The organism is Oerskovia sp. NPDC057915 (genome assembly GCF_042887685.1).
GTDB lineage: Bacteria > Actinomycetota > Actinomycetes > Actinomycetales > Cellulomonadaceae > Oerskovia.
The window spans coordinates 118,517-142,140 of sequence record NZ_JBHVOS010000002.1; the positions used below are offsets into that span (position 1 = coordinate 118,517).

Below are 23,624 nucleotides of genomic sequence, written 5' to 3' on the forward strand. Positions count from 1 at the left end.
GGTCTCAGCTCTCGTCGTCGGTGGTGGGGTGCTCGGTGGCGCGCACGAGGGACAGGACGTCGTCTCGCACCTTCTCCATGATGTCCTCGTCGGCGGCCTCGACGTTGAGCCGCAGCAGCGGCTCGGTGTTCGACGCACGCAGGTTGAACCACCACTGCGGGCGGGAGTCCCAGTGGGAGACGGTGAGGCCGTCGAGCTCGTCGACCACGACCGGTCCCGCCCCTTCCTCGGTCACGTACGCCTGGACGACGCGAGCCCGCGCGGCGGGCACGTCCTCGACCTGGGAGTTGATCTCGCCGCTCGCGGTGTACGGCTCGTAGACCTCGCCGAGCGCGGACAGCGGGTGCTCCTGCCCGCCCAGGGCCGCGAGCACGTGCATGGCCGCGAGCATGCCCGTGTCCGCGAAGAAGAAGTCGCGGAAGTAGTAGTGGGCGCTGTGCTCGCCGCCGAACACGGCGTCGTTGTCGGCCATCTGCGCCTTGATGAACGAGTGGCCCACGCGCGTGCGGACGACCTTCGCCCCGGCCGCGGTCATGAAGTCCGGGACGGCACGCGAGGTGATGAGGTTGTGGATGATCGTCGGGACCCGGCCGGCGGCCTTCTCGCGCTCGACCTCACGCAGCCCCACGAGGGCGGTGATCGCGGACGGGGACACCGGGTCGCCGTGCTCGTCGATCACGAAGCAGCGGTCGGCGTCGCCGTCGAACGCCAGGCCGAGGTCGGCGTCGTGCTCGACGACCGCGGCCTGCAGGTCCAGCAGGTTCTTGGGGTCGAGCGGGTTCGCCTCGTGGTTCGGGAACGTCCCGTCGAGCTCGAAGTACAGGGGCACGACGTCGAGCGGCAACGCCTCGAGCCCTGCCACGGTCCCCAGGACGGCAGGCGCCGTGAGGCCGCCCATGCCGTTGCCCGCGTCGATCACGACCTTGAGCGGGCGGATGCCCCGCAGGTCGACGAGCGAGCGCAGGAACGACGCGTAGTCCGCGAGCATGTCGCGGTCGGTGATCTCGCCACGGTCCTCGGCGGGGGCCGGCAGGTCGCCGTCGAGGTACTCCTGGGCGAGCTCGCGCACCGCGACCAGGCCCGAGTCCTGCCCCACGGGACGGGCGCCTGCACGGCACAGCTTGATGCCGTTGTAGACAGCCGGGTTGTGCGACGCGGTGAACATGGCACCCGGGACGTCCAGCGCTCCCGACGCGTAGTAGAGACCGTCGGTCGAGCACAGCCCGATCCGGATCACGTCCACCCCGGCGTCGGCGAGGCCCTGCGCGAACGCGTCGACGAGCCCGGGTCCGCTGTCACGCATGTCCCGCCCGACGGCGACGCTCGGGCGGGCGGGCGTCTCCCCCCCTGCGGTGGTCGCCTCGGGCAGGACCACGACGCGTGCGAAGGCCGCGCCGATCGCACGGGCAACCTGCGGGTTGAACTGGTCCGGGACGGTGCCACGGACGTCGTAGGCCTTGATGAGCTGGGTCAGGTCGATGGGCACCCGATCAGCCTAGCCGGGACCGTCGGGTCGTGGGTTCAGTCGCCCTCGGCGCGCAGGACGCGCAGGTGACCTCGTCGCCCGACCTCGGTGACGTCGTCGGGCTCGGGGCCCGGGCGCGGGCGCCCCGCCTCTCGGACGGCCTCCGCGAGCGCCGAGAGGTCGTCGGCGCTGGGGCCGGTCTCGACGAAGTGCTGCGCGAGGCGCACGACCTCCCACCCGCGGGGCGCGGTGAGGCGCTCGGCGTGCTCGGCGCAGAGGTCGTAGCTGTGCGGCTCGGCCAGGTGGGCCAGGGGCCCGAGCACGGCGGTCGAGTCCGCGTAGACGTAGGTGAGGGTCGCCACCGACGCACGGGTGCATGCGGTGCGCGAGCACTGTCTGACGGATCTCACGGGCTGACACTACGCCTTGGGCGATGGTCGCGGTGCCATACACGCCGTACGCCCGTCCCGCACGTCGTGGCCGACTCGTGGTCGGGGCGGGCTCCCGGCGGTTCGTCTAGGCTCGGGGACGTGCCCGGTCACTCGTCCTCCCCCGCCCCGCACGGTTCGCGCCGTCGCCCCGAGAAGGCCTCGCCCGACGCCCCGGCGCCGCTCGTCGCCTCGCTGCAGATCCCCCCGCGCGGGCCGGACCTCAACGACGTCGGGCCGCACCCGCGCCGCCGGGACCGCCGCGGACGCGGCATCCGCGGGCCGTTGCTGCCGCCGTCGGCGCCCGCGAACCGCACGCGCGGCGAGAAGTTCGACGAGCACGTCATCGCGACCATCGGCCTGCTCGAGCGCGGCTGGTCCCGCCAGCTCCACGGGACCGAGTTCGCGGTCGAGGACGTCCCGCCCTCGGACCCCGCCCCCTGGGAGGACGCGGGCGTCCCGCTCGGGCGCTACTTCCCGGCCGACGCCGGACAGCCGGCCCGCATCGTCGTCTACCGTCGCCCCGTCGAGTCTCGGGCGTTCGACGACGACGACCTGGCCGACCTGGTGCGCGACGTCGTCGTCGAGCAGGTCGCGCACATGCTCGCCCGCACGCCCGAGGAGATCGACCCCCGCTACCAGGGCGGCCACTGACTCAGTCGGGCAGCCCCGCGGTCCGCGTGGCCCGGACGGCCACGCTCCCCTGGCTCTCGGCCGGAGGAACAGGCAGGAGCACGGACACCAGGGTTCCCGGCGACCCCTCGGGCGCGCCGGTGAGCGGGGCTCCCGCGGTCGCGAGGACCGACCAGACGGGCTCGGCCCCCGACCCGTCCTCGCTCGCGTCGAGGGTCAGGACGGCAGGTTCGGTCCCCGCGCCCAGCACCGCGGCGTCGAACGTCGCGGTCGAGCCCGCGGGAACGTCGAGGTCCTTCTCGCCGAGCAGGGCGCCGTCCGGCCCGTAGGCACGCAACGTGCCACGGAACGCACCCGTCGGGGCCGAGTCCTCCGCACGCTCCGGAGGCACCGCCCCCAGGCGCACCACGCTCGACGTGCCGGGCACCAGCGTGACGGTGCCGCGGTCGTGCGTCCCACGTGCTGCTGCGGGCGTCTTGTCGTCTGCCGGCTTCTCGTCGTCTGCCGGCGGGAGGACGGCGGTCGATGCGGTCCACGCGCGGTCGACCTGCGCCATACCCGTCGGCGAGTCCTCGACGGCATCGCCTGCCCGGGCCTCGGACGCTCCGACCACGACGGGCACGGTGGCGTCCACGACGACCGTGTACGACCCGGCGGGCAGCCCCCCGAGCGACTGGTCCGTCACGACCCCCGGGGACAGCTCGACCTGCTCGCCTCCCCGCACCCGGACACGGCCGTCCGCTCCGTAGACCGTCAGGGTCGCGGTGCCCGCCTCGGCACCCGGCGCGAGAAGCCTGATCTGCGGTGCGAGCGCGTCGTCGACGGCCTCCCCCGAGCTCGTGAACCCGACGGCAGTGCTGCCGGACGGCGCCGCCCCGGGGACGACGTAGTCGACCCCGAGCGGCACGAGTCCGGCCAGCGTGCTGTGCTGCAGGTAGGCCGCGACCGTCCCTCCGGTCGACTCGACCCGGACCGCGAGCCGCCGCTGCTCGGGCGCGGCGGCCTCGACCAGCGTCACGACCTCGCCCCCGGGAGGGACGAGGTACTGGCCACCGCCGCTCAGGACGACCGGGCCCCCAGGTCCCCACACGCTGATCCGGACCGTCGCGGGGGTCCGACCGGGATTCTGGAGCACGAGCTGCGCGCTGCTCCCGACCTCGGTGCTCCCCCCGACGAGCCAGTGGTCGATGTCGGGGGTGGCGCAGCTCGCGGCGGCCAGCCCGCGCAGGTCACCCGCGGACGTGGTCGACCCGACGGCGGCCGCGACACGCGTGTCGACCGGCATCCCGGCACCGACCCGCAGCACCTGTCCCTCGCTCACGTCCGCGAGCGAGACCACCGTGGCCCCGGCGTCGTCCTGCTCGAGCGGCGCCGCGTCGAGCGCCTCCAGCCCGGTCAGCGTCACGGGCGTCTCGCCGGGAGCCCCCGTCGTGGAGCCCGCACCGACCACACCGGCGCGCAGCACGGTCGCGGTCTCGACGGGTGCGGCTCCGAACTGGGCGTCACCCACCTGTGCCGAGTCCGCCAGGCGGACGGGCGCCGGGCACACGAGCGTGCGCTCGGGCGTCGACGCCTCGATCTGCTCGACGTCCGGCACCGCACCGGCGACCGCCCCGAAGCCCGCCGGAAGACCGACGGCGGCCACGGCACCCGTGAGGGCGACGGCCACCAGACCGGTGCCGATCGTCGCCACACGGCGCAGCACAGGGTGCGGCCTGGAGGTTCTGGTGGTCACGACAACTACCTCGTTCCGGTCCGACGGCGTCCCACCGGCACGGCAAGGAGCACGAAGATCAACAGGGTCAGGCCCGCCACGGCGAGCCAGGGCAGCCGGTGCTCGGAGACGAAGCCGATCGACAGCGCGCCCCCCTCGGGGCCGAGGACGAAGGCCTGACGACCGTCGACCTCCGCACGCTCGAGGACGCGACCGTCGAGCGTCGCGGTCCAACCGGGATCGGCGGTCTCGGCGAGCACGATCGCACGCTCGGCACCGCCCGCCTCGACGCGAGTCGTGACGGACCGGTCGTCGGCGGGGAGGAGCGCGTCGACCACGAAGGGTTCGTCGGCAGCCTCCTGGTCCGCGGTCGGCAGGCTCTCGACCACACGCGCCCACGCCGGGGCGTCGGTCTCCAGCGGCCCGGGGGCGACCCGCCACAGCACCGACGACTGCCCCTCGGTCACACGCTCGAGGCCCGGGACCATGTCGAGACGCGCCACGAGCTCGGCACGCTCACGCTCCGCGCCCGCGTCCTCGGTCGTCGAGGTCGGCAGCACGACGGCGCCGACGCCCAGGTCGCCGAGCTCGCGCGCCGCACCGGCGGCACTCCCCGTGGCCATGCCCGCCACGACCGTCGGCAGGTTTCCCTGCGCGAACGACGGGTCGGTCATGGCCCGCGCCTGCACCACGCTGGACGCGTCGATCATCTGCGGCCCGTCACCGCGCAGGAGCTCGTACTCGAGGACCCCGCCGGGAGCGAGCTCGAGCGACAGGACGCGCACCTCGCGCTCGGAGTCCTGCATCTGCTGGCCGACCTTCGGGACGACGGGTTCGGTCACGACGGTCAGGTCCCCGACGGCCCCGTCACGGTCGGTAGCCGTCAGGGTCCACGACGTCACCGATGCGACGGGGACCAGGACCGCGACCAGCGCGAGCAGGCCGACCCCGCCGGCCCGCCACCCGGCGAGCGCGCGGTCGCCCCGGGGCCCGGACGGTCCGGTGCGCGTCGGGTCGGCAGGCGGCAGAGCGTCCACGGTGCTCGGCGAGGTCTCGCCGGGTGCCTCCTCGACCTCGCGAGGTGCTGGAGCGAGATCGTCGGGCCCCGTCGTCGCGCGCCGTGCGAACCGCAGCCCGGGAGCCCCGAGCAGCGCCGCCCCGAGCAGACCCAGCAGCACGACCGAGACCCCCGCACCCGGCCAGCCGTGGACGGGACCGTCACCCGACACGGCGACCTCGACCGCGCCGGTCAGCACCGCGGCGGCGAGCCCCAGCGCGGCGACGAACCAGGCGCAGGCCACGCCTGCCACGCGGGGTCCGACGAGGGCGACCACAGCGAGCACGGCAACCAGGGCGCCCGTGGCCAGGGGCGCGAAGCGGGCGACCTCGCCGAGCACCCCGCCGTCGAGACCGAACCACGGCGCCACCTCCACCGGCAGGCCGAGGAGCTGCTGCCACGCCGGCGCCGCTTCTGCACCGACCGGCACGCCGGGCCCGGTCGCCAGGAGGCGCCACCCTCCGTCCGTCCAGGTGGTGCCGATGCGATACCAGAAGGGAGCAAGGAGCACGAGCGAGGGAAGCAGGACCAGGAGCAGGTACCGGCGGTGCTGCCGCGCCGCCACCGCGACCACGCCCAACGCCAGGACGAAGACCGGGAGGAGGATCGGGGCCCCGCACACCGCGACGAGCAGGGCGAGCCCCGCGGCAGCCGCCGCGCCGACCGATCCCGGCCGCCGCCGCCGGAGCGCTCGCCGGCCCACCGTCTGCGCCCGTCCGCCCGTCGCCCCGAGGGCGGGGCTCAGCTCGTCGTACGCCTGGACCCCCAGAGCGCGCAGGATCCCCAGCGCGACCCACGGGAGTGCGGCGTGCGCGACGAGGGCACCGAGCCGCCCCTCGCCGAGCGCGAGCACGAAGGACGGAGCAGCCACCCACACGATCGCGGCCCAGGCCCGCAGCCACACCGAGCGAGTGACCCCGCCCGCTGCGAACCAGGCGCCCAGCCCCGCCACCACGAACGACAGCACCACCATGACGCCGACGGCCGGCTGCAGCGAGCCGCCGCCGAGCAGCGCCAGCGGGAGGAGGAAGGTCGTGAAGGGATCGGCAGGTGCGGGCGATCCCAGCCCGTCAGCCACCCAGCCACCGGTCGCCGCCTGCCAGATGGCCGCGAGGCTGCCGTCCGCCGGGAGGAGCTCGCCACCGACGAAGCGCCCACCGGCGGCGAGGTTCCCGAGGACCGAGCCGAAGACGACGGCGGTCAGCGCGAGGAGACCCAGCACCACGAGCCCGAGCATGGTGCGACGCCTGCGACCGATCGCACGGAGCTCGGCCCGCTCGAGATCGGTGGGAGCCGTCGAGACCCGGTGCTCCTCGGCGTTCGCCAGTCGGTGGTCCCTGCGCTCGCCGAGGACGTCACGCCAGGTGCCCTGGAGAGGGGCCAGCGCACGACGGGGAAGGACGCTCGTGCGACGGACGGAGCGGCGGGAACGAGCGATCGCGGGGAGCCGGAAGACGGCCCAGAGCGGAGCGAGGAGCTCGTCCCGCGCCTGCGCCGGCCGCTTGATCGCGAGACGGTACATGGCCTGGAACGGCGCCCAGAGGATCATCGCGACGACGGCCGGTACGAGCATCGGCCAGGCGACGCTCACGAGCCGGTAGTGCAGGTGGCTGCGCCGCCGGGGCCCGTACGACGCCTCGACGTCCGGCACCCGAGGCTCGTCGTCGTCCTCGTGGCGCCCCTCGTCGCGCAGGTCGAGGAGCGACGCCTGCGCGTGCCGGACCACGGCACGTGGGACGACCACGACCCTGTGCCCGGCGAGGCGCGCACGACGGCAGAGGTCGAGCCCGTCGCCGAACACCCCGTACTCGGGGTCGGTCCCCCCCAGCGCCTGCCAGACCGAGGTACGCACGAGCGCCCCGGCGAGGCCCACGGCGAAGACGTCCTCACGGGCGTCGTGCTGCCCCTGGTCGATCTCGTGCTCGTCGATCCCGGTCATCCTGCGACCGAGCGGGGAGACGGTGAACCCGACCTCGAGGAGCACCCCGTCGGAGTCCCCGTCCAGGTCCCACCGGCGCTGCTTCGCGCCCGCGATCGCCACGGCGTTCGAGTGCTCGACCGCCCGGAGCTGCTCCGCCAGGGCACCGGGCTCGGGGGTGGAGTCGTCGTGCAGGAGCCAGATCCAGGTCGGCGGGTCCTGCGCGCCGCGGGACGCGAGCGCGATGTCCACGGCCTGCCCGAAGGTGCGCGCGTGAGGGGCTGCGAGGAATCGCGCGCCACCGAGCTGCAGCTCCTGGTACTCGCTCATCGCCTGCGACGCGGCGACGTCGACCACGATCACCGCGTCCGGTACGACCGACTGGGACCGGACGGCGTCGAGCGTGTGCGGGAGGTAGCGGGTGTGTCCCTGGGTGACGACCACTGCGGTCACCGAGACGACGGCGGGCACCGAACCGGTCACCGCCGCCACGGCGTGGGGCGACGCACCACGTGCGCGCTGCTGCGCCGCACCTGGCTGGTGGTAGGGACCGGTCACCGTCGTCGTGTCTGTAGAAGTCATCCTGGCCACATCATGACCCGTGCCCAGCGCAGATCGTGGGACCTCGACACGGCAGGTCGTCTACCCGAGCGACAGTTCGCCCGCTCCCGACCCGAGAGCCGGAGAGTGCTCAGACCACCCGGCGCTTGAGCTTGCGACGCTCGCGCTCGGAGAGTCCGCCCCAGATGCCGAAGCGCTCGTCGTGCTCGAGCGCGTACTCGAGGCACTCGGCCCGCACCTCGCAGCCCGTGCAGACCTTCTTGGCCTCGCGGGTCGATCCCCCCTTCTCGGGGAAGAACGCCTCAGGATCGGTCTGAGCGCACAGTGCGCGCTCCTGCCATCCCATGAGCCCGTCGTCCACGACCTCGCCGAAGAGAGGCAGCACAGGAGCCACCGTCTCTACCGGCTGACCCGCATCCGAGGGAAAGGCCCCCAGATCATCGCCCAGCACGTTCCACATGATGCGCCCCTTCATGCCGTTATATGAAAACTGCATTAGAGAAATTACACGCGTGTCATCCTCGTCCGTCAAGCCGAAATGTGCTATCCGGGCGATTCGGTGGGTGAAATCACGACGTCGGACGACTCGGCGCGTCCTAGGCTGGGCCGCATGGCCGCATCCACGCCCCCTCCTATGCACATCGCTGACCTGCAGCGTCTCATCACCCGAGACCCCGGTCGGCCACGCCTGACCTGGTACGGAGACGACGGCGAGCGCGTCGAGCTGTCGGGCGCGGTGCTGCACAACTGGGTCAACAAAACCGTGAACCTCCTCGTCGAAGAATTCGACGCCGGGCCAGGGACGCGCGTGCTGCTCGATCTCCCTCCGCACTGGCGCACGGTCGTCTGGGCGCTCGCCACCTGGCGGACGGGAGCAACGCTCGTGCTGCCACCGGCCGCGGAGGGGAGCACCGCCGTCGGGCAGGAGGAGACCTCCGGGTCCGACGACGCGGACTCGCGGACCCCCGCGGCCACGGACGCGGACATCGTGGTGACCTCCCGGCCAGCCTCCTGGGCAGGGACGGGCGCGCAGCTCGTCGCAGTCCCGCTGCCCGCGCTCGCACGCCGGTTCGACGGCGACCTGCCTCCCGGGACGATCGACGCCGGCTCGGCCGTCATGACCTACGGCGACCAGATCGGCTGGGTCGAGGAGACCGACCCCGACCGGGCCGCGATCGACCCCGAGGTCTCCCACGCCGGGCTGGTCGCCTGGGCCCTCGCAGGCCCGCCGCTCCCGACGACACCCGCACCGCGGACCCTCGTCGGCGAGGAGCACGCGCTCCCGCTGCTGCGCCGGACGCTCCGGGCCCTGGCGCTCGACGGATCGGTCGTCGTGACCTCGGTCGGGGCCACGGCCGCGCTCACGAACGACCCCGCGCGCCTCGAGCGTCTCCGCACGACCGAGCGGATCACCGACTGACGTGCTGGTACGCCCCCTCCTGCGTCGACGAGTGGTTCGGTCAGCCCGTTCCGGTCGATAGGCTGTGCGACACCATGAGCAGCTCCGCCGGCGCACCGAACGCCCTCCGTGTCATCTGCGTGATCTACAACCCCGGGCAGGAGCTCGTGGAGTTCGCGACATCGCTCCGGACCGCGACCTCCCGTCCGACCGAGCTCGTGCTGGTCAACAACGGCGGCCCGAGCGACGTCGCGGAAGGACTTGCGCGCGATCCGGGCACCCGCCTGGTCGAGTCCGGCGGGAACCTCGGGTACGGCCGGGCGGCGAACCTCGGAGCACGCGGCGCCGACGGCGAGTGGATCGTCGTCGCCAACCCCGACCTCGTCTGGGCGCCCGGTTCTCTCGACGCGCTCGTGGCTGCGGGCGCCCGGCACGATCGCGCTGGTGCCCTGGGCCCCCGGATCCTCAACACCGACGGCACCGAGTACCCGTCCGCCCGAGCCATCCCGTCTCTGCGGCTGGGTGCAGGCCACGCCCTGCTCAGCAAGGTCTGGCCCGAGAACCCGTACTCACGGGCGTACCGGAACGCCAACGCGCCGGGTGACACCACGGAACGGGTCGCGGGCTGGCTCTCCGGCGCGTGCCTCGTGCTGCGCCGGGACGCCTTCGAGCAGGTCGGGGGGTTCGACGAGGGGTACTTCATGTTCTTCGAGGACCTGGACCTCGGTGACCGGCTGAACCAGGCCGGCTGGACCAACGTGTTCGTCCCCTCTGCAGAGGTCACGCACGTCCAGGGCGTCTCCTGGAAGAAGGACCCCGCGCCGATGATCCGTGCGCACCACGTCAGTGCGCACCGGTACCTGACCCGCAGGTACGACGCGTGGTACCAGGCCCCACTGCGCTGGGCGCTCACAGCAGGCCTGCTCGTCCGGGAGCGGCTCGAGATCAGGAGCGCACGGCGCCGACGACCGACGGATGCGGCACAATAGCCCGCATGCGTGGAATCATCCTGGCCGGCGGATCCGGCACTCGTCTGCACCCGATCACTCTCGGCATCAGCAAGCAGCTCGTCCCGGTCTACGACAAGCCGATGATCTACTACCCGCTCTCGACCCTGATCCTCGCGGGCATCAAGGACATCCTCGTCATCACGACGCCGCACGACGCCGACCAGTTCCGCCGGCTCCTCGGCGACGGGTCGCAGTTCGGTGTCTCGATCGAGTACACCGTCCAGGCCGAGCCGAACGGGCTCGCCCAGGCCTTCGTCCTCGGAGCCGACTTCATCGGCACCGAGTCGGCGGCCCTGGTGCTCGGCGACAACATCTTCTACGGTCCCGGGATGGGGTCGACGCTCTCCCGCTACGCCGACCTCGACGGCGGCGCCGTCTTCGCCTACCGCGTCGCCGACCCGACGGCGTACGGCGTCGTCGAGTTCGACGCGGCCGGCCGGGCGCTCTCGCTCGAGGAGAAGCCCACCGCGCCCAAGTCGAACTACGCGGTCCCCGGCCTCTACTTCTACGACAACGACGTCGTCGCGATCGCGCGCGACCTCGCCCCGTCCGCGCGCGGCGAGTACGAGATCACCGACGTCAACCGGACCTACCTGGAACAGGGACGGCTCCAGGTCGAGGTCCTCCCCCGCGGCACCGCCTGGCTCGACACCGGGACGTTCGACTCGCTCGTCGAGGCCTCGGACTTCGTCAAGACGATCGAGCACCGGCAGGGCCTCAAGGTCGGGGCCCCCGAGGAGGTGGCCTGGCGCCGAGGGTTCCTGAGCGACGACGAGCTGCGCGAACGCGCGGAGAAGCTCGTCAAGTCCGGCTACGGGACCTACCTGCTCGGCCTGCTCGAGCGCGACTGACCACAGGAGCCGAAGGCCCGCCGTCGGACGACGGTGGGCCTTCGTCGTCCGCTCCCGGGTTCGGCGCACGACACTAGACTCGACCCTTGGCCGCGGTGGATACCGATCCACCGCACGCACACCTGCCTGAAGGAGCTGTCCCGTGGAGTATCGCGAACTGTCCGTCCCCGGAGCCTGGGAGATCACCCCGAAGCAGTTCGGTGACCCCCGAGGAGTCTTCCTCGAGTGGTTCAAGTCGGAGAAGTTCGAGGAGTCGCTCGGGCACCGCCTCGCCCTCCAGCAGGCGAACATGTCGGTGTCCTCGGCGGGAGTCCTCCGCGGCATCCACTTCGCCGACACCCCTCCGGGGCAGGCCAAGTACGTCACGTGCCCCAAGGGTGCGGTGCTCGACGTCGTGGTCGACATCCGTGTCGGCTCCCCGACCTTCGGCCAGTGGGACTCGGTGCTCCTCGACGACACCGACCGACGGGCGATCTACCTGGGCGAGGGGCTCGGCCACGCGTTCCTGTCGCTCGAGGACGACTCGACCGTCGTGTACCTGTGCTCGACGGGCTACTCGCCCGGTCGTGAGCACGGCATCCACCCGCTCGACCCGGAGGTCGGCATCGAGTGGCCGACGACGGCGAGGGACGGCTCGCCGCTGACACCGCTGCTCTCGGAGAAGGACCTCGCGGCCCCGGGCCTGAGCGAGGCCGCGGCCCAGGGTCTGCTGCCCACGCTGGAGCAGGTCGACGCGCACCTCGCGACGCTGCGCTCGTCCTGATCGACTGCGGGCCGCAGGTGGTCTGGCCACCCGCGGCCCGCAGCGCACCCGTCAACGGACCGAGGCCGCCTCGTAGGTCTCCACGTGGAGGCGTGCGGCTACCGCCCACGTGAATCCTGCCGCGCGCTCCGCGCCCGCGTCGGCCAGGACCGTGCGCCGCTCGGGGTCGTCGAGCAGCGCGGCGAGCTCCCGGCCGATCGACGCCGCGTCCGTGCCGCAGTACGCGACCGCGTCTCCACCGACCTCGGGGAGCGAGAGCTCCCTCGTCGTCAGGACGGGCACACGGCAGGCCATCGCCTCCAGGACCGGCAGACCGAAGCCCTCGCCAAGGCTCGGGTAGGCCACGACGACAGCGCCCCCCAGGAAGGCCGGCAGGTCCTCGAGCGGCAGGAACCCGGTCCGGCGGACCCTGAGGTGCGACGGAACGGCCTCGATCGCGGCGTCTACGTCCTCGTCCCACCCGCGCCCGCCCGCGAGCAGCAGTGCCGGCGGGTCGTCCCGGTTCTCGCACGCCGCGACCCAGCCGCGGATCAGCGCGGGCACGTTCTTGCGTGGCTCCAGCGTGCCGAGGAAGCCGACGTAGCTGGTCGCTGCCAGCCCGAGCGAGTCCTTGACCCGGTCCTGCTCCTCGACGCTCGTCAGACGGAAGAGACCGTGGTCGACGCCGTGGTACGCGACGGTGAACTTCTCGGGGCGAGCGCCGACGAGACGAACGACCTCGTCGCGGGTCGCGCGGGACGGGACGACCAGACGTGCCGCGCGTCGGGCGGCGATCCGGATCGCCGTCCGGAAGAAGACCGCCTTGGACCGCAGGTGCAGCTCCGGGGTCGTGAAGAAGGTCGCGTCGTGCAGTGTCACGACCACCGGGGTGCGGGTCAGCAAGGGCATCGTGTAGTGCGGGCTGTGCACGACGTCCGGCTTGATCGCTCGGACGAGCGCCGGCAGACCTGTCTGCTCCCACAGCAGGCGAGCAGGTCGCCGGGCGATCCAGGCGGGAGCCGCGACGACCCTCGCTCCGGGCGCGAGCTGTCGGTAGTGCTCCACGTCGCGGGTCTGGACGACGAGGACGAGATCGAGCCCTGCGGTCGCGAGCTCAGGTATCAGCTCGTCGACGTAGCGCCCGACACCACCGCGGTCGGCGGGGACAGCGGTGGCATCCAGGAGGACACGCAAGAAGAGACTCCGTTCAGTTCCTGGTCACGGCTCGGACGTGCCGCGGTCTGGTGACCTCAGGGCCGCTGGACACACCCTCGGAGACGGACGAGGCCGCCTGCGCACCGCTGGGGAGAGGACCCCGCCCCTCCGGCTCGTCGTCACCGATGGCGACCGACTCGACTGCCGTCGGCACGAGCACGCGTGTGGCAAGGACGAGCACGGTGGTGAGCGCCACGGCGGAGATGACACAGAGCATCTCCGGCGAGACGAGCGCTCCGGGCCACCACCACTCGGCCGGCGTCAGACGGAACTTCTGCACGTCCACACCCGTCACGTAGCGGCGGAGGTTGAAGTAGATCGACACTGCGCCGGCGACCGAGATCGCCCCCACGACGACCCAGCGTTGCGGGGCGGTGAACGTCAGACCACGCGACCTGCTCGCGGCCGCGCTCTGAGCCTCGGTCACGAGGGTGGCCACGGCGACGGCGATGATCACCATCGGGAAGATGTACCGGGCCTGCAGCGCAGCGCCCGCGACCCAGGACGTCGCCGCGATGTACGTCGGGACGGCGAGGAGCGCTCCGACCGCCACGAACAGGGCGACCAGTCGACGACGACCGAGATGCGCGATGCCGACGAACACGACCCCCGCGCAAGCGGTACCCACAAGGACCCAGACGATGGTCGGCATCGTCGTGTCGCCCCATCCCAGGGCGAACCACCCCAGCGAGCCCGGGATGTACTGGAAGACCTCGAGGAAGATCTGCATGACCGTCCACCCACCGGTCCTCCCCTCCTGGGGGGCCTGGACCGCCGAGCTGCCCACCGACAGGAAGACCCTGAGCGCCACCACGAGCATCACGGCGGGAAGCACCAGCCGCAGCAGGTTGCGCCAGGTCGGCCGGAGCGAGCGCAGTCCCAGCAGCGTGGCGACGACCACGGCGAGCCCGGCGTACACGCTCCCGTCGGCACGCGACCCCACACCCATCGCGAAAGCGATCACCGCGGTCGGGGCAAGGACCGCGATCACGGTCCTCGAGCGCGCGTTCACGACGCCGTACAGCGCGAAGAACAGTGTCACCGCCGAGCCGATCGTCCAGCCGCTCGGGTTGATCGACGGGATGAGGAATGCGCCCAGGGGAACCAGCGTGACGGCGCTGGTCGCCACCAGCGCTCGCCGTGCACGCGTCGAGGAGAAGGCGTAGATCACGCCGACGAGCGCGGTGAAGATCGCGGCGTTCACCACGCGCATCACGAGGATGCTGCGCTGGACGTCGGGACCCACGAACTGGCTCATCACCGCGTAGAACAGGCCCGGGTACTCTCCTGCGCGTTCGCCGAAGTTACCCACGGTGGTCACCTGGTAGCGCTCCGCGCCCACCATCTCCACCTCAGGCTGGCACGTCGCCGCGACCTTCGCGTCGAACGCGTAGCAGACACCGATCGGCAGCGCCTCCGGCACCGCGTAGACGGTCTCGTCGGCGTTCGTCAGGCAGGCTCCGTCACGCTCCCCCTCCGCGCACCAGATGCTCGCCATGTGGAAGTTCTCGTCAGGGGTCGCGCCCAGCGGGGACGCGAAGGCCCACGTCGCCAGAAAAGCGAACAACGCCAGGAGCATCACCGCGGCGCGCGCCGTCCCGCGCGAGAGCCTCGCTGCGCGCCGACCCGTCGCGGGCCCCGGCCGCCTCTCCCTCTCGGCGGTCACCCGCTCCTCAGTCGCCATCGTGTCCCCCTGCTTCCTCGCCCGCGGCGCCCTGCCGCACGTTCGCGTCCTCACCTCGCCCAGGCTCCTGCGGGGCCACTTCCTCCCCCGAGTCAGAGTGCTCCTGGGCGAGCCGTTCGACGTTCAGCCGCAGGAGCGCGATCTCCTCAGCGAGCGTGCGCGTCTTCTCCTCGTTCGCGGAGAGCTCCACGCTGAGCTGGATGCACACACCGAGAAGGACAGCGATCGCCGCGGCGAACAGGAGGTTGCTCGCGGTGGCCACACCCACGAGGGACGCCAACCAGGTCACCGTCTCAGGGAAGGCACCGACGACGCAGATCAGGACGGCGAGCAGCAGCCAGGCGGCGGCGTACTTCTCCTTGATCCGTCGCGTGCGCAGGAGCATGAGCAGCACGACCACGACCACGACACAGGTCGCGAGGGCCAGCAGGTAGAGCTTCATGGGTTGTCCGCCGGGATGGTGACCGGGCGCGTGAGCGCGATGAGCAGTGCGAGGATCGCCCGAGCGAGGAAGACCGCAGCCTTGACGGGGTTGTGCGAGGGCGTGCCCCCTGCACGCGGGCGCATCGAGACCCCGACCTGGCGCACCTTCAGACCCGACCTCGCCGAGATGACGAGCGACTCGATGGTGTCCCCGAGATACTCGGCGGGGTACTCCCTGGAGAAGAGCTCGATCGCACGCCGGTTCGAGGCCTTGAAGCCCGAGGTCGTGTCGGTCAACCGGGTGTGCGCGACGCGCGAGATGGTGACCGACAGGACCCGCATCGCCCAGCGTCGCGGTCCACGCACCGCGTACGCCCCCTCGCCGGCGAAACGAGCTCCGATCACGACGTCTGCCCGTTCCTCGTCCATGACCCGCAGCAGAGATGCCACCTGAGCGGGGTCGTGCTGCCCGTCGGCATCGAGCTGGACAGCGACGTCGTAGCCCTCGCGCTGCGCGAACTTGTACCCCGCGCGCATCGCGCCGCCCACGCCGAGGTTGACCGGCAGGTCGAGCACCATGACCCGTCCCCGCCGCGCCACCGCGCTCGTACGGTCGGTCGAGCCGTCGTTGACTACCAGCACGTCGGCGTCCGGCAGAGTGGCCAGCACGTCGTCCAGGACCCCGGGCAACGCCTCCTGCTCGTTCCACGCAGGCAGGACCACCAAGGTCCTTCGCGGGTTGACCTCAGGCACCACGTACTACCTTCCAACGGGGGTGGAAAACCGACACGATCAGACACCCAGGCGTTCGATGGTGTCGACGACGACGGCGCTCGGTCGTGCCTCGTCGCTCAGGTCCTGAGCACGGAAACTGTCAGCGTCGTTCAGGAAAGAGACAAGGCGGTCGATATCCATCTCGGTCAGCACGACATTCTTGCCAAGTCCCTGGTGTCGCTCGGTCTTGACCCGGTGCACTGCACAAGGAATGCCGAGGTGGGCGCACTCCTCCTGCACGCCACCCGAATCGGTCACGACGAATCGAGCAGCCGACAGGACCGGGAGGAAATGAACATACCGAAGCTTGTCCATGATGACGAAGCGCTCGTCGAACATGGACAGCAGGTCGTACTCGACGAGCCGGGCCTTCTCGGACTCCCCGGCAAAGTACACGATCGGTGTTCGAGCTGACGCGTCCTTGAGAGCGGCAAGTGCTGCCGCGTAGAGCTGCTTGTCACGAACCAGCTCGAAACGGTGGAGCGTCGCGATGGCGTATCCGTCCGGCAGGTTGATGTCGAGTCCGTGAGATCCCTGCTCGAGCGCTCGACGCACCGAATCGATCACCGTGTTCCCTCCGGTCGCGACAACACCGTCGCGGCCTCTGAGGTTCTTCACCTCGACGTCCCCCGGCGCAAAGTGCAGGTGGGCAAGGCTCGCGGTGAGCTTGCGATTGATCTCCTCGGGAAACGGGTGCATGAGGTGCCCGCTGCGAAGCCCGGCTTCGATGTGGCCGACCTTGGCCCCGAGGGCGCGGCCGATGATCGCGCCGAACAAGGTCGTGAAGGTGTCTCCGTGCACCAGCACGATCGGGGTGCCCCCGTCAGAGCGAATGCGCCTCCTCAGCTCCGAACGCCGAGTGACCAACGTACGGAAGAGGCGGAAGATCCAACCGGGGACCTGCCCGGTCCGGGCGAGATTCTCGGCCCCCTCCTGCGGGACCAACCAGAGCGCAGGGGCAGGAAGCGCCAGATCGTCGAGAATGCCGCGGAGCTCGTTGACGTGCTGACCGGTGTACCAGATCTCGGGGGACCGTCCGCGGAAGATCAGCTCGTGGTAGACAGGTGCGATCTTGATGAGTTCAGCGGTGGTGCCGACGATGAAGACGATCAACAGGACTTCCCCTCGTGTTTTGGACGCAAGCATACCCTCCCGCGGCCTGCCCCCCGCCCAGCTCGAGCACGCGTGGGAGCACGGTCATAGGCCGTTCTGGAGCCGCTACGCTTGAGAACGTGACGACTCCTGCACCAGCGGCGGCCTCGTGGCCCTCTGTATCAACCTTCCCACCCACCGCCCTGAGCGTCGTGATCCCCGTGTACAACGAGGAGACGTGGATCGGTCGCTCGCTTGCCGCAGTCCTCGACGCCGGCGACCGTGCTGGGTTGCAGATCGAGGCAGTCGTCGTCAACGACGGGTCCACGGACTCCACCGCCAAGGTCGTGCAGGAGATCGCCATGAGCGATCCACGCGTCCGCCTGGTCAGCCAGGCGAACGCCGGACGGATGGCAGCCCGCCTGACGGGCGCGGGAGCTGCGCACCACCCGTGGATGCTCCTGCTGGACGCTCGGGTCATCGTCGAGCCCGACGCCCTGCGCTGGCTCGTCGAGCATGCTCCCACCGAGGCGCGGGTGTGGTGCGGCCACGTGGAGGTCGAGACACGCGGCAACCTCCCTGCCGCGTTCTGGGACGCCCTGACCCGCATCGGCTGGCGCACCTACCTCCGATCGCCCCGCATGGTCTCGTTCGGTGCCGACGACTTCGACCTGTACCCGAAGGGGACGACCGCACTCCTCATCGAGCGGGACTACTTCACGCACCTCGCCGAGTCCTTCGAGTCCCTCTACGACGTCCAGCACCTGGCCAGCGACGACACCCGCCTCCTGCGCCGGGCAGCGTCAGAGCGTCGCATCTGGCTCTCCCCCGACTTCTCGTTCACCTACCACGGCAAGAGCGGGATCCGCGGCTTCCGCCGTCAGGCCTACTTCCGTGGCACGACCTTCGTCGACAGCTACCTCGGCCAGTCCAGGCCGCTCACCATCGCACTCCTGGGTGCCACCGGCGTCGGCTTCGCCCTCGCGGTGACGGCCATCGTCAAGCCCGCCATCGGCCTGCCAGCCCTCGCGCTGGCGTGGGCCGCGGTGCCTGCAGCCGTGGCCGCCTCCGGTGGACGCCCCCGGCACGTGCTCGCCGCCGCCGTCATGACCCCACCCTTCGTCGCGCTGTTCGGCGCGGGTGTCCTGCGCGGCTACGGGCTGGCGGCCCGTGCAGCCCTGCGCACGCGCTCCTCTCGCACCTCGTGAGCCTGCTGCAGCGCGCCCGCACCTCGGGCATCCTCGGTGTCGGTTCGGCCGTCGCCGTCTCCAGCGTCGCGGGGTACCTGCTGCTCGCGGTCGTCGGGCGCACCCTGACCACGTCGGAGTTCGCGCTCTTCATGTCCTTCTGGGGGCTGCTCTTCGGGCTGGCGAGCTCGATGTCGATGGTCGAGCAGGAGGCCGCTCGACAGTCGGCCGGTGGGGAGAAGGACCACTCAGCCCCGATCCTGCGCGTCGCTCTCGCGGCGGGAGCCATCGCCACGACGGTCGCGGCGCTGACCCTCCTCCCGGCGATCTCCACCCGCCTCTACGGCCACGCCGAGAGCGGCATGGGAGTGCTCGTGGTCATCGCGACGCTCGGCTTCGCCGCGCAGTTCATGGTGCGCGGGCTGCTGATCGGCTCCGACGACATCCGCGGCTACGCCGGCCTGGTCATCGCCGAACCCATGTCCCGGCTGGTCCTCCTGGCCGTCGTCTGGCTCACCGTGGGAGTCACGCTGGGCTCCGCCGCCGCCGCCGTCGCCGTCGGTGCGTTCGCGTGGGTCGGTTGGATGCGTCCTGCTCGTCGGCTGCTGCGCCGGTCCCAGGTCCGGGCGGGGTTCGGTATCCGGTCCTGGCTCGACCCGCTGCGGCGTGCAGGATCGCTCATGCTCGGGGCGGCTCTGACCGCGGCGCTGATCACCGGGTACACCACGATGGTCACAGCCTTCTCCGGTGGGACGCCCGGCGCAGCGGGCGGCGCGGTCTTCGCAGCGCTCACCGTCTCCCGTCTGCCGCTCCTCTTCGTCGCCCCGCTCCAGGCCCTCGCGGTACCGACGATCCTGCGCTGGCAGCAGGACGGCTCGAACACCGTCAAGGACGCGCACCGCCTCCTCGTGCTGGCAGCGACGGGCACACTGATCATCGGCCTCGTCGGTGGCGTCGTCGCATGGTTCATCGGCCCCTGGGCCGTCCAGATCGCGCTCGGCGAGAAGTACGTCGTCAGTCCCGCGACGATCGCCGTCCTGGTCTTCTCCGCGTGCTTCCTCGGCCTCCTGCAGCTCGCCTCGGCTGCACTCATCGCCTTCGGCAGCTACCGCTGGATGGCGATCGTCTGGGCCACCGCGACGGGCACGACCGCGCTGTGGCTCCTCCTCAACCCGTTCGGCATCGTCCAGTCCACCGTCGTCGGCGCGCTGGTCGGTCCGCTCGTCGGAGTCTGCGTCGCCCTGGTGGTCCTGTGGCGGATGGTCGGACGGCACGTGAGCTCCGTCGCGCACCACGCCTGACCTGCTGACGAACCGGCCCGTCCCGACGGCTCCCGGTGAGCGGTTCCGCGAGCACCATGGCAGACGGAGGTCGAGCCCGTTCCCCGCATGCGGCAGAATGACTGCGTGACTCGGATTCTTGTGACAGGAGCGAACGGCTACATCGGTGCCCACGTGGTCGAGGCCCTGCTTCGTGCGGGCGCCACGGTGCTGGCAGCGGACCGCTCGCCCGATGCCGCCACGCGGTACCCCGAGGGTGTGATCGCGGTGCAGGGCGACATCTTCGCGGACCCTGAAGGGCTCTTCGAACGGGCGGGCCACGTCGACACGGTCGTGCATCTGGCCTGGGAGAAGGGGTTCGTCCACAACGACCCGGTGCACATCCAGCGCCTCCCGGACCACCTGCGGTTCTTCGAGGCGGCGATCGCCGCCGGGGTGCCGCAGCTGGTGGCCCTCGGGACGATGCACGAGGTCGGCTACCACGAAGGCCCCATCGACGAGTCGACGCCGACGAACCCTCGTTCGCTGTACGGCATCGCCAAGGACGCCCTGCGGCGCAGCCTGGGCGTCGTGGCGGACGGCAAGGACGTCACGGTGCAGTGGCTGCGCTGCTACTACATCCACGGGGACGACGAGCGCGGGAACTCGATCTTCGGCAAGATCGCGACCGCTGCCCGTGCCGGACAGCGCGAGTTCCCGTTCACCAGCGGAAGGAACCGGTACGACTTCATCGAGGTCGGCGAGCTCGGCGAGCAGATCGCCGCGGTCGCCCTGCAGACGCAGGTCACGGGGATCATCAACTGCTGCACCGGGGAGCCCGTGTCCCTCGCGGAAGAGGTCGAGGCGTACATCGCGCGGCACGGCTACGACATCTCGCTGGCCTACGGGGCCTTCCCCGATCGCGCCTACGACTCCCCCGGTGTCTGGGGCGACGCGACCAAGATCCGTCAGGTCCTCGAGAACGCGACCTCGGACTGACGAGGTCGTCGCGTCCCGTGCCGCGGGCGAGACCGCGCGGCACGGGACGCCGCTGATCAGCTCGGTCCGCGGTGCCCTCCGAGCACCCGCCTCACGGCCCGCACGGGCGCCACCGCGACGTTTCCGACGCGCCACGCGGCGGACGATCGGAGCTTGCGCTCGGCCTCGCCCGCGGTGGCCTCGTGGTACGCGATGATGTCCTTCGCGAGGCGGAGCTCGTCCTCCCGATCGGCGATCCTCCGGCGCAGCTCGTCGACCTCTTCGCGCGCCGAGACGAGCGTCGGGCTCTCCGGAGGAGTCACCACCGTCCCGGCAGGACGAGGTTCGATCACGGGCCTGCCCTCGCCCGGCACGGCACGGCGTGCGACCAGCACGAACTGGTACCCGAGCGCGAGCGGCTGACCACGTACCCAGTCGGCGATGCCTGCAGGGAGCAGCGCGGGGTCGACGTCGACCTCGGTCGCCAGGGGGTCGGCCGTCGTCATCCACGCCGTGTCGATCACCAGGCCCGCCTCGAAGAGCAGGTCCTGCAGCGTCGCCCACGTGAAGAAGCGGACGTGGGTCTCGTCGAGCAGGCCGAGCGGGGTGTAGTTCCAGCGCCCCTGCAGCAGCCCGAGCCTCAGCGCCCCGTGCGCGGCGTTCGGGATCGAGACGACGACGGTCCCGTCGGTATCGAGCACCGACAGCACGCCGGCGAGCACACGTGCCGGGTTCCGGGTGTGCTCGAGCACGTCGGCAAGGACGACGACGTCGAAGGCGCCCTCGCCGTACTCCGCCCGGTAGTCGAGCGCCTCCGCGTCGGCGACGACCACGGACGCGAGCCGGGCGCGCGCCTCCTGGGCTGCGACGGCATCGAGCTCCACCCCGTGGACCGTGCACTCCTTGCCCTGGAGCGCATCACCCAGGTATCCGGCGGCGCACCCGACGTCGAGCACCCTGCTTCGCGGCGGGATCAGACCGACGAGGATGTTGTGGCTCGTGTTGGTCTCCTGGGGGTCGAAATCGAACACGTACTTCGATGGCATGCGGTGGCTCCTTCGACGAGAGGACACGAAGCACGGCCGGTCGGGCGACGGTCGCGCGATCGATTGCTGGCCAGCGTACTCACGTCCGGGCCCCGCACGTCACACACTCCGGGCGCACCCGGGGCTCCCAGGGGTTCGGTAGGCTTGCAGGCCACACCACGTCCAGGAGGAACACCCCTATGCGTCTGCTCGTCACCGGCGGAGCCGGCTTCATCGGATCGAACTTCGTCCACCAGACGGTCCGGGAGCGTCCGGACGTCAAGGTCACGGTCCTCGACGCCCTCACCTACGCAGGGGACAAGTCCTCCCTGGCCTCGGTCGCGGACGCGATCACCTTCGTCGAGGGCGACATCTCGGACGCGACGCTCGTCGACACTCTCGTCGCCGACGCGGACCTCGTCGTGCACTTCGCCGCGGAGTCGCACAACGACAACTCGCTCAACGACCCGTGGCCGTTCGTGCAGACGAACGTCATCGGCACCTACACGCTCCTCGAGGCGGTACGCCGGCACGGCGTGCGATACCACCACATCTCGACCGACGAGGTGTACGGCGACCTGGAGCTGGACGACCCGGAGCGCTTCACCGAGTCCACCCCGTACAACCCGTCGTCCCCCTACTCGTCCACCAAGGCGTCGAGCGACATGCTGGTGCGCGCCTGGGCGAGGTCGTTCGGAGTGCAGGCGACGATCTCGAACTGCTCCAACAACTACGGTCCGTACCAGCACGTCGAGAAGTTCATCCCGCGTCAGATCACGAACCTGATCGACGGGGTCCGACCCAAGCTCTACGGCGCGGGACTCAACGTCCGGGACTGGATCCACGTCGAGGACCACAACTCCGCGGTGTGGGCGATCATCGACGGAGGACAGATCGGCCAGACGTACCTCATCGGTGCGGACGGCGAGGTCAACAACCTCGACGTCGTGCGGACCCTCCTCGAGATCTTCGGTCGACCCGCCGACGACTTCGACCACGTGAACGACCGTCCCGGTCACGACCTGCGGTACGCGATCGACTCGAGCCGGCTGCGGACCGAGCTCGGGTGGACGCCTCGCTACACGGACTTCCGTGCCGGCCTCGAGGCGACCGTCGCCTGGTACCGCGAGAACGAGGGCTGGTGGCGCCCGGTGAAGGCAGCCACCGAGGCCAAGTACGAGCTCTCCGGCCAGGCCTGAGCATCCCTTACCATCGCCGGCCCCGTGCCAGGACGAGGAGTTCTACATGCAGTGGATCGTGATCGGCGCGGCCGGGATGCTCGGCCAGGACGTCGTCGCGCGCTTGGCGAGCGAGGGGCGGTCGGTCGAGGCGCTCGACCGTGCCGACCTCGACATCACCGACCCCGGCGCGTGCGACCAGCTCCTCCGGGGTGCCGACGTGGTCGTGAACTGCGCTGCGTGGACGGCGGTCGACCTCGCCGAGGAGCGTGAGGCCGAGGCCTTCGCCGTCAACGCCACAGGCGCCGCGAACCTGGCGCGTGCGGCGTCCTCGGTCGGTGCACGACTCGTGCAGATCTCGACCGACTACGTGTTCGACGGGTCCGCTCGTACGCCCTACGCCGCAGACGCACCTCAGAACCCGGCGACGGCATACGGCCGTACCAAGGCGGCCGGGGAGTGGGCCGTGACGGCCCACGGAGAACAGCACCTGATCATGCGCACCGCATACCTGTACGGTGCGGGTGGCGTGTGCTTCCCTCGGACGATCGTGAAGCTCGCGGCCGAGCGGGGCGGGCTCGACGTGGTCGACGACCAGCTGGGCCAACCGACCTGGACGGTCGACGTCGCCGACCTCGTGCTGCGTGCGGTCGACGCCGAGGTCCCGGGCGGCATCTACCACGCGACGTCCCAGGGGAGCGCCTCCTGGTTCGAGTTCGCGGCAGAGGCCGTCGCGGCATCGGGGATGGACCGAGACCTGGTGCGACCGACGACGAGCGAAGCCTTCGTCCGGCCTGCTCCGCGTCCGGCCTACTCCGTGCTGGGACACGAGTCCTTGCGTGCGGTAGGGCTCGAACCCATCGGTGCGTGGCAGGAACGGTGGGCCGAGGCGGCAGGATCGGTCCTGGCCGCTCGCACGCGCTGATCCGGTCGGGACCGTCGGAAGCGCCTGCTCGTCGACCTCGCCTACCTCGCCGACGTGGCCGTGCGGACCGTCTGACGGACCGCACGGCCATCGCGTCCACAGCACC

The 23,624-nt window shown here is 71.2% G+C and carries 21 protein-coding genes; 10 read left to right on the forward strand and 11 right to left on the reverse strand.

Going from position 1 to position 23,624, the window contains the following annotated elements; translation table 11 throughout:
• Positions 1-4 precede the first annotated feature (4 nt).
• Both ACFVQ3_RS01895 and ACFVQ3_RS01900 read right to left on the reverse strand, forming a co-directional pair.
• Positions 5-1,486, reverse strand: a complete 1,482-nt coding sequence (locus tag ACFVQ3_RS01895; protein ID WP_387634366.1) for a phosphomannomutase/phosphoglucomutase — start codon at positions 1,484-1,486, stop codon at positions 5-7.
• A gap of 35 nt (positions 1,487-1,521) precedes the next feature.
• Positions 1,522-1,875 (reverse strand): DUF3499 domain-containing protein, encoded by a 354-nt coding sequence (locus tag ACFVQ3_RS01900; RefSeq protein ID WP_030150032.1) that lies wholly within the window; start codon positions 1,873-1,875, stop codon positions 1,522-1,524.
• Positions 1,876-1,995: 120 nt separating this feature from the next.
• Here ACFVQ3_RS01900 and ACFVQ3_RS01905 point away from each other — a divergent pair, with 120 nt between their 5' ends.
• Positions 1,996-2,547, forward strand: coding sequence for a metallopeptidase family protein (locus tag ACFVQ3_RS01905; RefSeq protein ID WP_387634370.1), 552 nt, complete (start codon positions 1,996-1,998; stop codon positions 2,545-2,547).
• A 1-nt stretch (position 2,548) separates the two neighbouring features.
• Here ACFVQ3_RS01905 and ACFVQ3_RS01910 read toward each other — a convergent pair whose 3' ends face one another.
• The 3 genes from ACFVQ3_RS01910 to ACFVQ3_RS01920 form a co-directional block, all read right to left on the reverse strand.
• Entirely contained in the window at positions 2,549-4,261 is a 1,713-nt protein-coding gene (locus ACFVQ3_RS01910; protein WP_387634372.1) for a DUF5719 family protein, read from the reverse strand.
• 5 nt (positions 4,262-4,266) lie between these two features.
• The gene (locus ACFVQ3_RS01915) at positions 4,267-7,797 is read right to left on the reverse strand and encodes a glycosyltransferase family 2 protein (protein WP_387634375.1); all 3,531 of its coding nucleotides are present in this window, start codon (positions 7,795-7,797) and stop codon (positions 4,267-4,269) included.
• Between the two features lie 109 nt (positions 7,798-7,906).
• Positions 7,907-8,236: a WhiB family transcriptional regulator gene (locus ACFVQ3_RS01920; RefSeq protein WP_036570549.1), complete on the reverse strand. Its 330-nt coding sequence runs from the start codon at positions 8,234-8,236 to the stop codon at positions 7,907-7,909.
• A gap of 150 nt (positions 8,237-8,386) precedes the next feature.
• Here ACFVQ3_RS01920 and ACFVQ3_RS01925 point away from each other — a divergent pair, with 150 nt between their 5' ends.
• The 4 genes from ACFVQ3_RS01925 (at position 8,387) to ACFVQ3_RS01940 (ending at position 11,799) form a co-directional block, all read left to right on the forward strand.
• Complete coding sequence (locus tag ACFVQ3_RS01925) at positions 8,387-9,196, forward strand: TIGR03089 family protein (RefSeq protein ID WP_387634378.1); 810 nt, start codon at positions 8,387-8,389, stop codon at positions 9,194-9,196.
• Between the two features lie 74 nt (positions 9,197-9,270).
• A complete protein-coding gene (locus tag ACFVQ3_RS01930; protein ID WP_387634381.1) occupies positions 9,271-10,164 on the forward strand; it encodes a glycosyltransferase family 2 protein in 894 nt (297 codons plus the stop codon).
• 5 nt (positions 10,165-10,169) lie between these two features.
• Positions 10,170-11,036 (forward strand): glucose-1-phosphate thymidylyltransferase RfbA, encoded by an 867-nt coding sequence (gene rfbA, locus ACFVQ3_RS01935; RefSeq protein ID WP_387634384.1) that lies wholly within the window; start codon positions 10,170-10,172, stop codon positions 11,034-11,036.
• A gap of 142 nt (positions 11,037-11,178) precedes the next feature.
• Entirely contained in the window at positions 11,179-11,799 is a 621-nt protein-coding gene (locus tag ACFVQ3_RS01940; protein WP_387634387.1) for a dTDP-4-dehydrorhamnose 3,5-epimerase family protein, read from the forward strand.
• A gap of 51 nt (positions 11,800-11,850) precedes the next feature.
• Here ACFVQ3_RS01940 and ACFVQ3_RS01945 read toward each other — a convergent pair whose 3' ends face one another.
• From ACFVQ3_RS01945 to ACFVQ3_RS01965, 5 genes are all read right to left on the reverse strand, one after another.
• A complete protein-coding gene (locus ACFVQ3_RS01945; protein WP_387634390.1) occupies positions 11,851-12,972 on the reverse strand; it encodes a glycosyltransferase family 4 protein in 1,122 nt (373 codons plus the stop codon).
• A 13-nt stretch (positions 12,973-12,985) separates the two neighbouring features.
• Positions 12,986-14,560 carry a DUF2142 domain-containing protein gene (locus ACFVQ3_RS01950; protein WP_387634393.1) on the reverse strand — a complete coding sequence of 525 codons (1,575 nt, stop codon included), beginning with the start codon at positions 14,558-14,560 and terminating at the stop codon, positions 12,986-12,988.
• A 106-nt stretch (positions 14,561-14,666) separates the two neighbouring features.
• Positions 14,667-15,119: a DUF2304 domain-containing protein gene (locus tag ACFVQ3_RS01955; protein WP_387634396.1), complete on the reverse strand. Its 453-nt coding sequence runs from the start codon at positions 15,117-15,119 to the stop codon at positions 14,667-14,669.
• The gene (locus ACFVQ3_RS01960; protein WP_387634399.1) at positions 15,116-15,823 is read right to left on the reverse strand and encodes a glycosyltransferase family 2 protein; all 708 of its coding nucleotides are present in this window, start codon (positions 15,821-15,823) and stop codon (positions 15,116-15,118) included. Before ACFVQ3_RS01960 ends, ACFVQ3_RS01955 begins: the two co-directional genes overlap by 4 nt.
• 69 nt (positions 15,824-15,892) lie before the next feature.
• The gene (locus ACFVQ3_RS01965) at positions 15,893-16,987 is read right to left on the reverse strand and encodes a UDP-N-acetylglucosamine 2-epimerase (protein ID WP_387634402.1); all 1,095 of its coding nucleotides are present in this window, start codon (positions 16,985-16,987) and stop codon (positions 15,893-15,895) included.
• 119 nt (positions 16,988-17,106) lie between these two features.
• Here ACFVQ3_RS01965 and ACFVQ3_RS01970 point away from each other — a divergent pair, with 119 nt between their 5' ends.
• From ACFVQ3_RS01970 to ACFVQ3_RS01980, 3 genes are all read left to right on the forward strand, one after another.
• Complete coding sequence (locus tag ACFVQ3_RS01970; RefSeq protein ID WP_387634405.1) at positions 17,107-18,174, forward strand: glycosyltransferase family 2 protein; 1,068 nt, start codon at positions 17,107-17,109, stop codon at positions 18,172-18,174.
• Complete coding sequence (locus tag ACFVQ3_RS01975) at positions 18,171-19,454, forward strand: lipopolysaccharide biosynthesis protein (RefSeq protein ID WP_387634408.1); 1,284 nt, start codon at positions 18,171-18,173, stop codon at positions 19,452-19,454. Before ACFVQ3_RS01970 ends, ACFVQ3_RS01975 begins: the two co-directional genes overlap by 4 nt.
• Positions 19,455-19,559: 105 nt before the next feature.
• Complete coding sequence (locus ACFVQ3_RS01980) at positions 19,560-20,411, forward strand: NAD-dependent epimerase/dehydratase family protein (protein ID WP_387634410.1); 852 nt, start codon at positions 19,560-19,562, stop codon at positions 20,409-20,411.
• A 56-nt stretch (positions 20,412-20,467) separates the two neighbouring features.
• Here ACFVQ3_RS01980 and ACFVQ3_RS01985 read toward each other — a convergent pair whose 3' ends face one another.
• Positions 20,468-21,436, reverse strand: a complete 969-nt coding sequence (locus ACFVQ3_RS01985; RefSeq protein ID WP_387634412.1) for a class I SAM-dependent methyltransferase — start codon at positions 21,434-21,436, stop codon at positions 20,468-20,470.
• Between the two features lie 179 nt (positions 21,437-21,615).
• On the opposite strand from ACFVQ3_RS01985, the gene rfbB reads away from it, so the two are divergent.
• Together rfbB and rfbD are read left to right on the forward strand one after the other, a co-directional pair.
• Positions 21,616-22,614, forward strand: coding sequence for a dTDP-glucose 4,6-dehydratase (rfbB, locus tag ACFVQ3_RS01990; protein ID WP_387634415.1), 999 nt, complete (start codon positions 21,616-21,618; stop codon positions 22,612-22,614).
• A 46-nt stretch (positions 22,615-22,660) separates the two neighbouring features.
• Entirely contained in the window at positions 22,661-23,518 is an 858-nt protein-coding gene (gene rfbD / locus ACFVQ3_RS01995) for a dTDP-4-dehydrorhamnose reductase (protein ID WP_387634418.1), read from the forward strand.
• Positions 23,519-23,624 lie beyond the last annotated feature (106 nt).

Excerpts from the sequence above, each read along its gene's own strand:
- ACFVQ3_RS01915 (WP_387634375.1), bottom strand. The coding sequence starts at position 7,797 with ATGACTTCTACAGACACGACGACGGTGACCGGTCCCTACCACCAGCCA.
- ACFVQ3_RS01920 (WP_036570549.1), bottom strand. The coding sequence starts at position 8,236 with ATGTGGAACGTGCTGGGCGATGATCTGGGGGCCTTTCCCTCGGATGCG.
- ACFVQ3_RS01925 (WP_387634378.1), top strand. The coding sequence starts at position 8,387 with ATGGCCGCATCCACGCCCCCTCCTATGCACATCGCTGACCTGCAGCGT.
- ACFVQ3_RS01930 (WP_387634381.1), top strand. The coding sequence starts at position 9,271 with ATGAGCAGCTCCGCCGGCGCACCGAACGCCCTCCGTGTCATCTGCGTG.
- rfbA (WP_387634384.1), top strand. The coding sequence starts at position 10,170 with ATGCGTGGAATCATCCTGGCCGGCGGATCCGGCACTCGTCTGCACCCG.
- ACFVQ3_RS01955 (WP_387634396.1), bottom strand. The coding sequence starts at position 15,119 with ATGAAGCTCTACCTGCTGGCCCTCGCGACCTGTGTCGTGGTCGTGGTC.
- ACFVQ3_RS01985 (WP_387634412.1), bottom strand. The coding sequence starts at position 21,436 with ATGCCATCGAAGTACGTGTTCGATTTCGACCCCCAGGAGACCAACACG.
- rfbB (WP_387634415.1), top strand. The coding sequence starts at position 21,616 with ATGCGTCTGCTCGTCACCGGCGGAGCCGGCTTCATCGGATCGAACTTC.
- rfbD (WP_387634418.1), top strand. The coding sequence starts at position 22,661 with ATGCAGTGGATCGTGATCGGCGCGGCCGGGATGCTCGGCCAGGACGTC.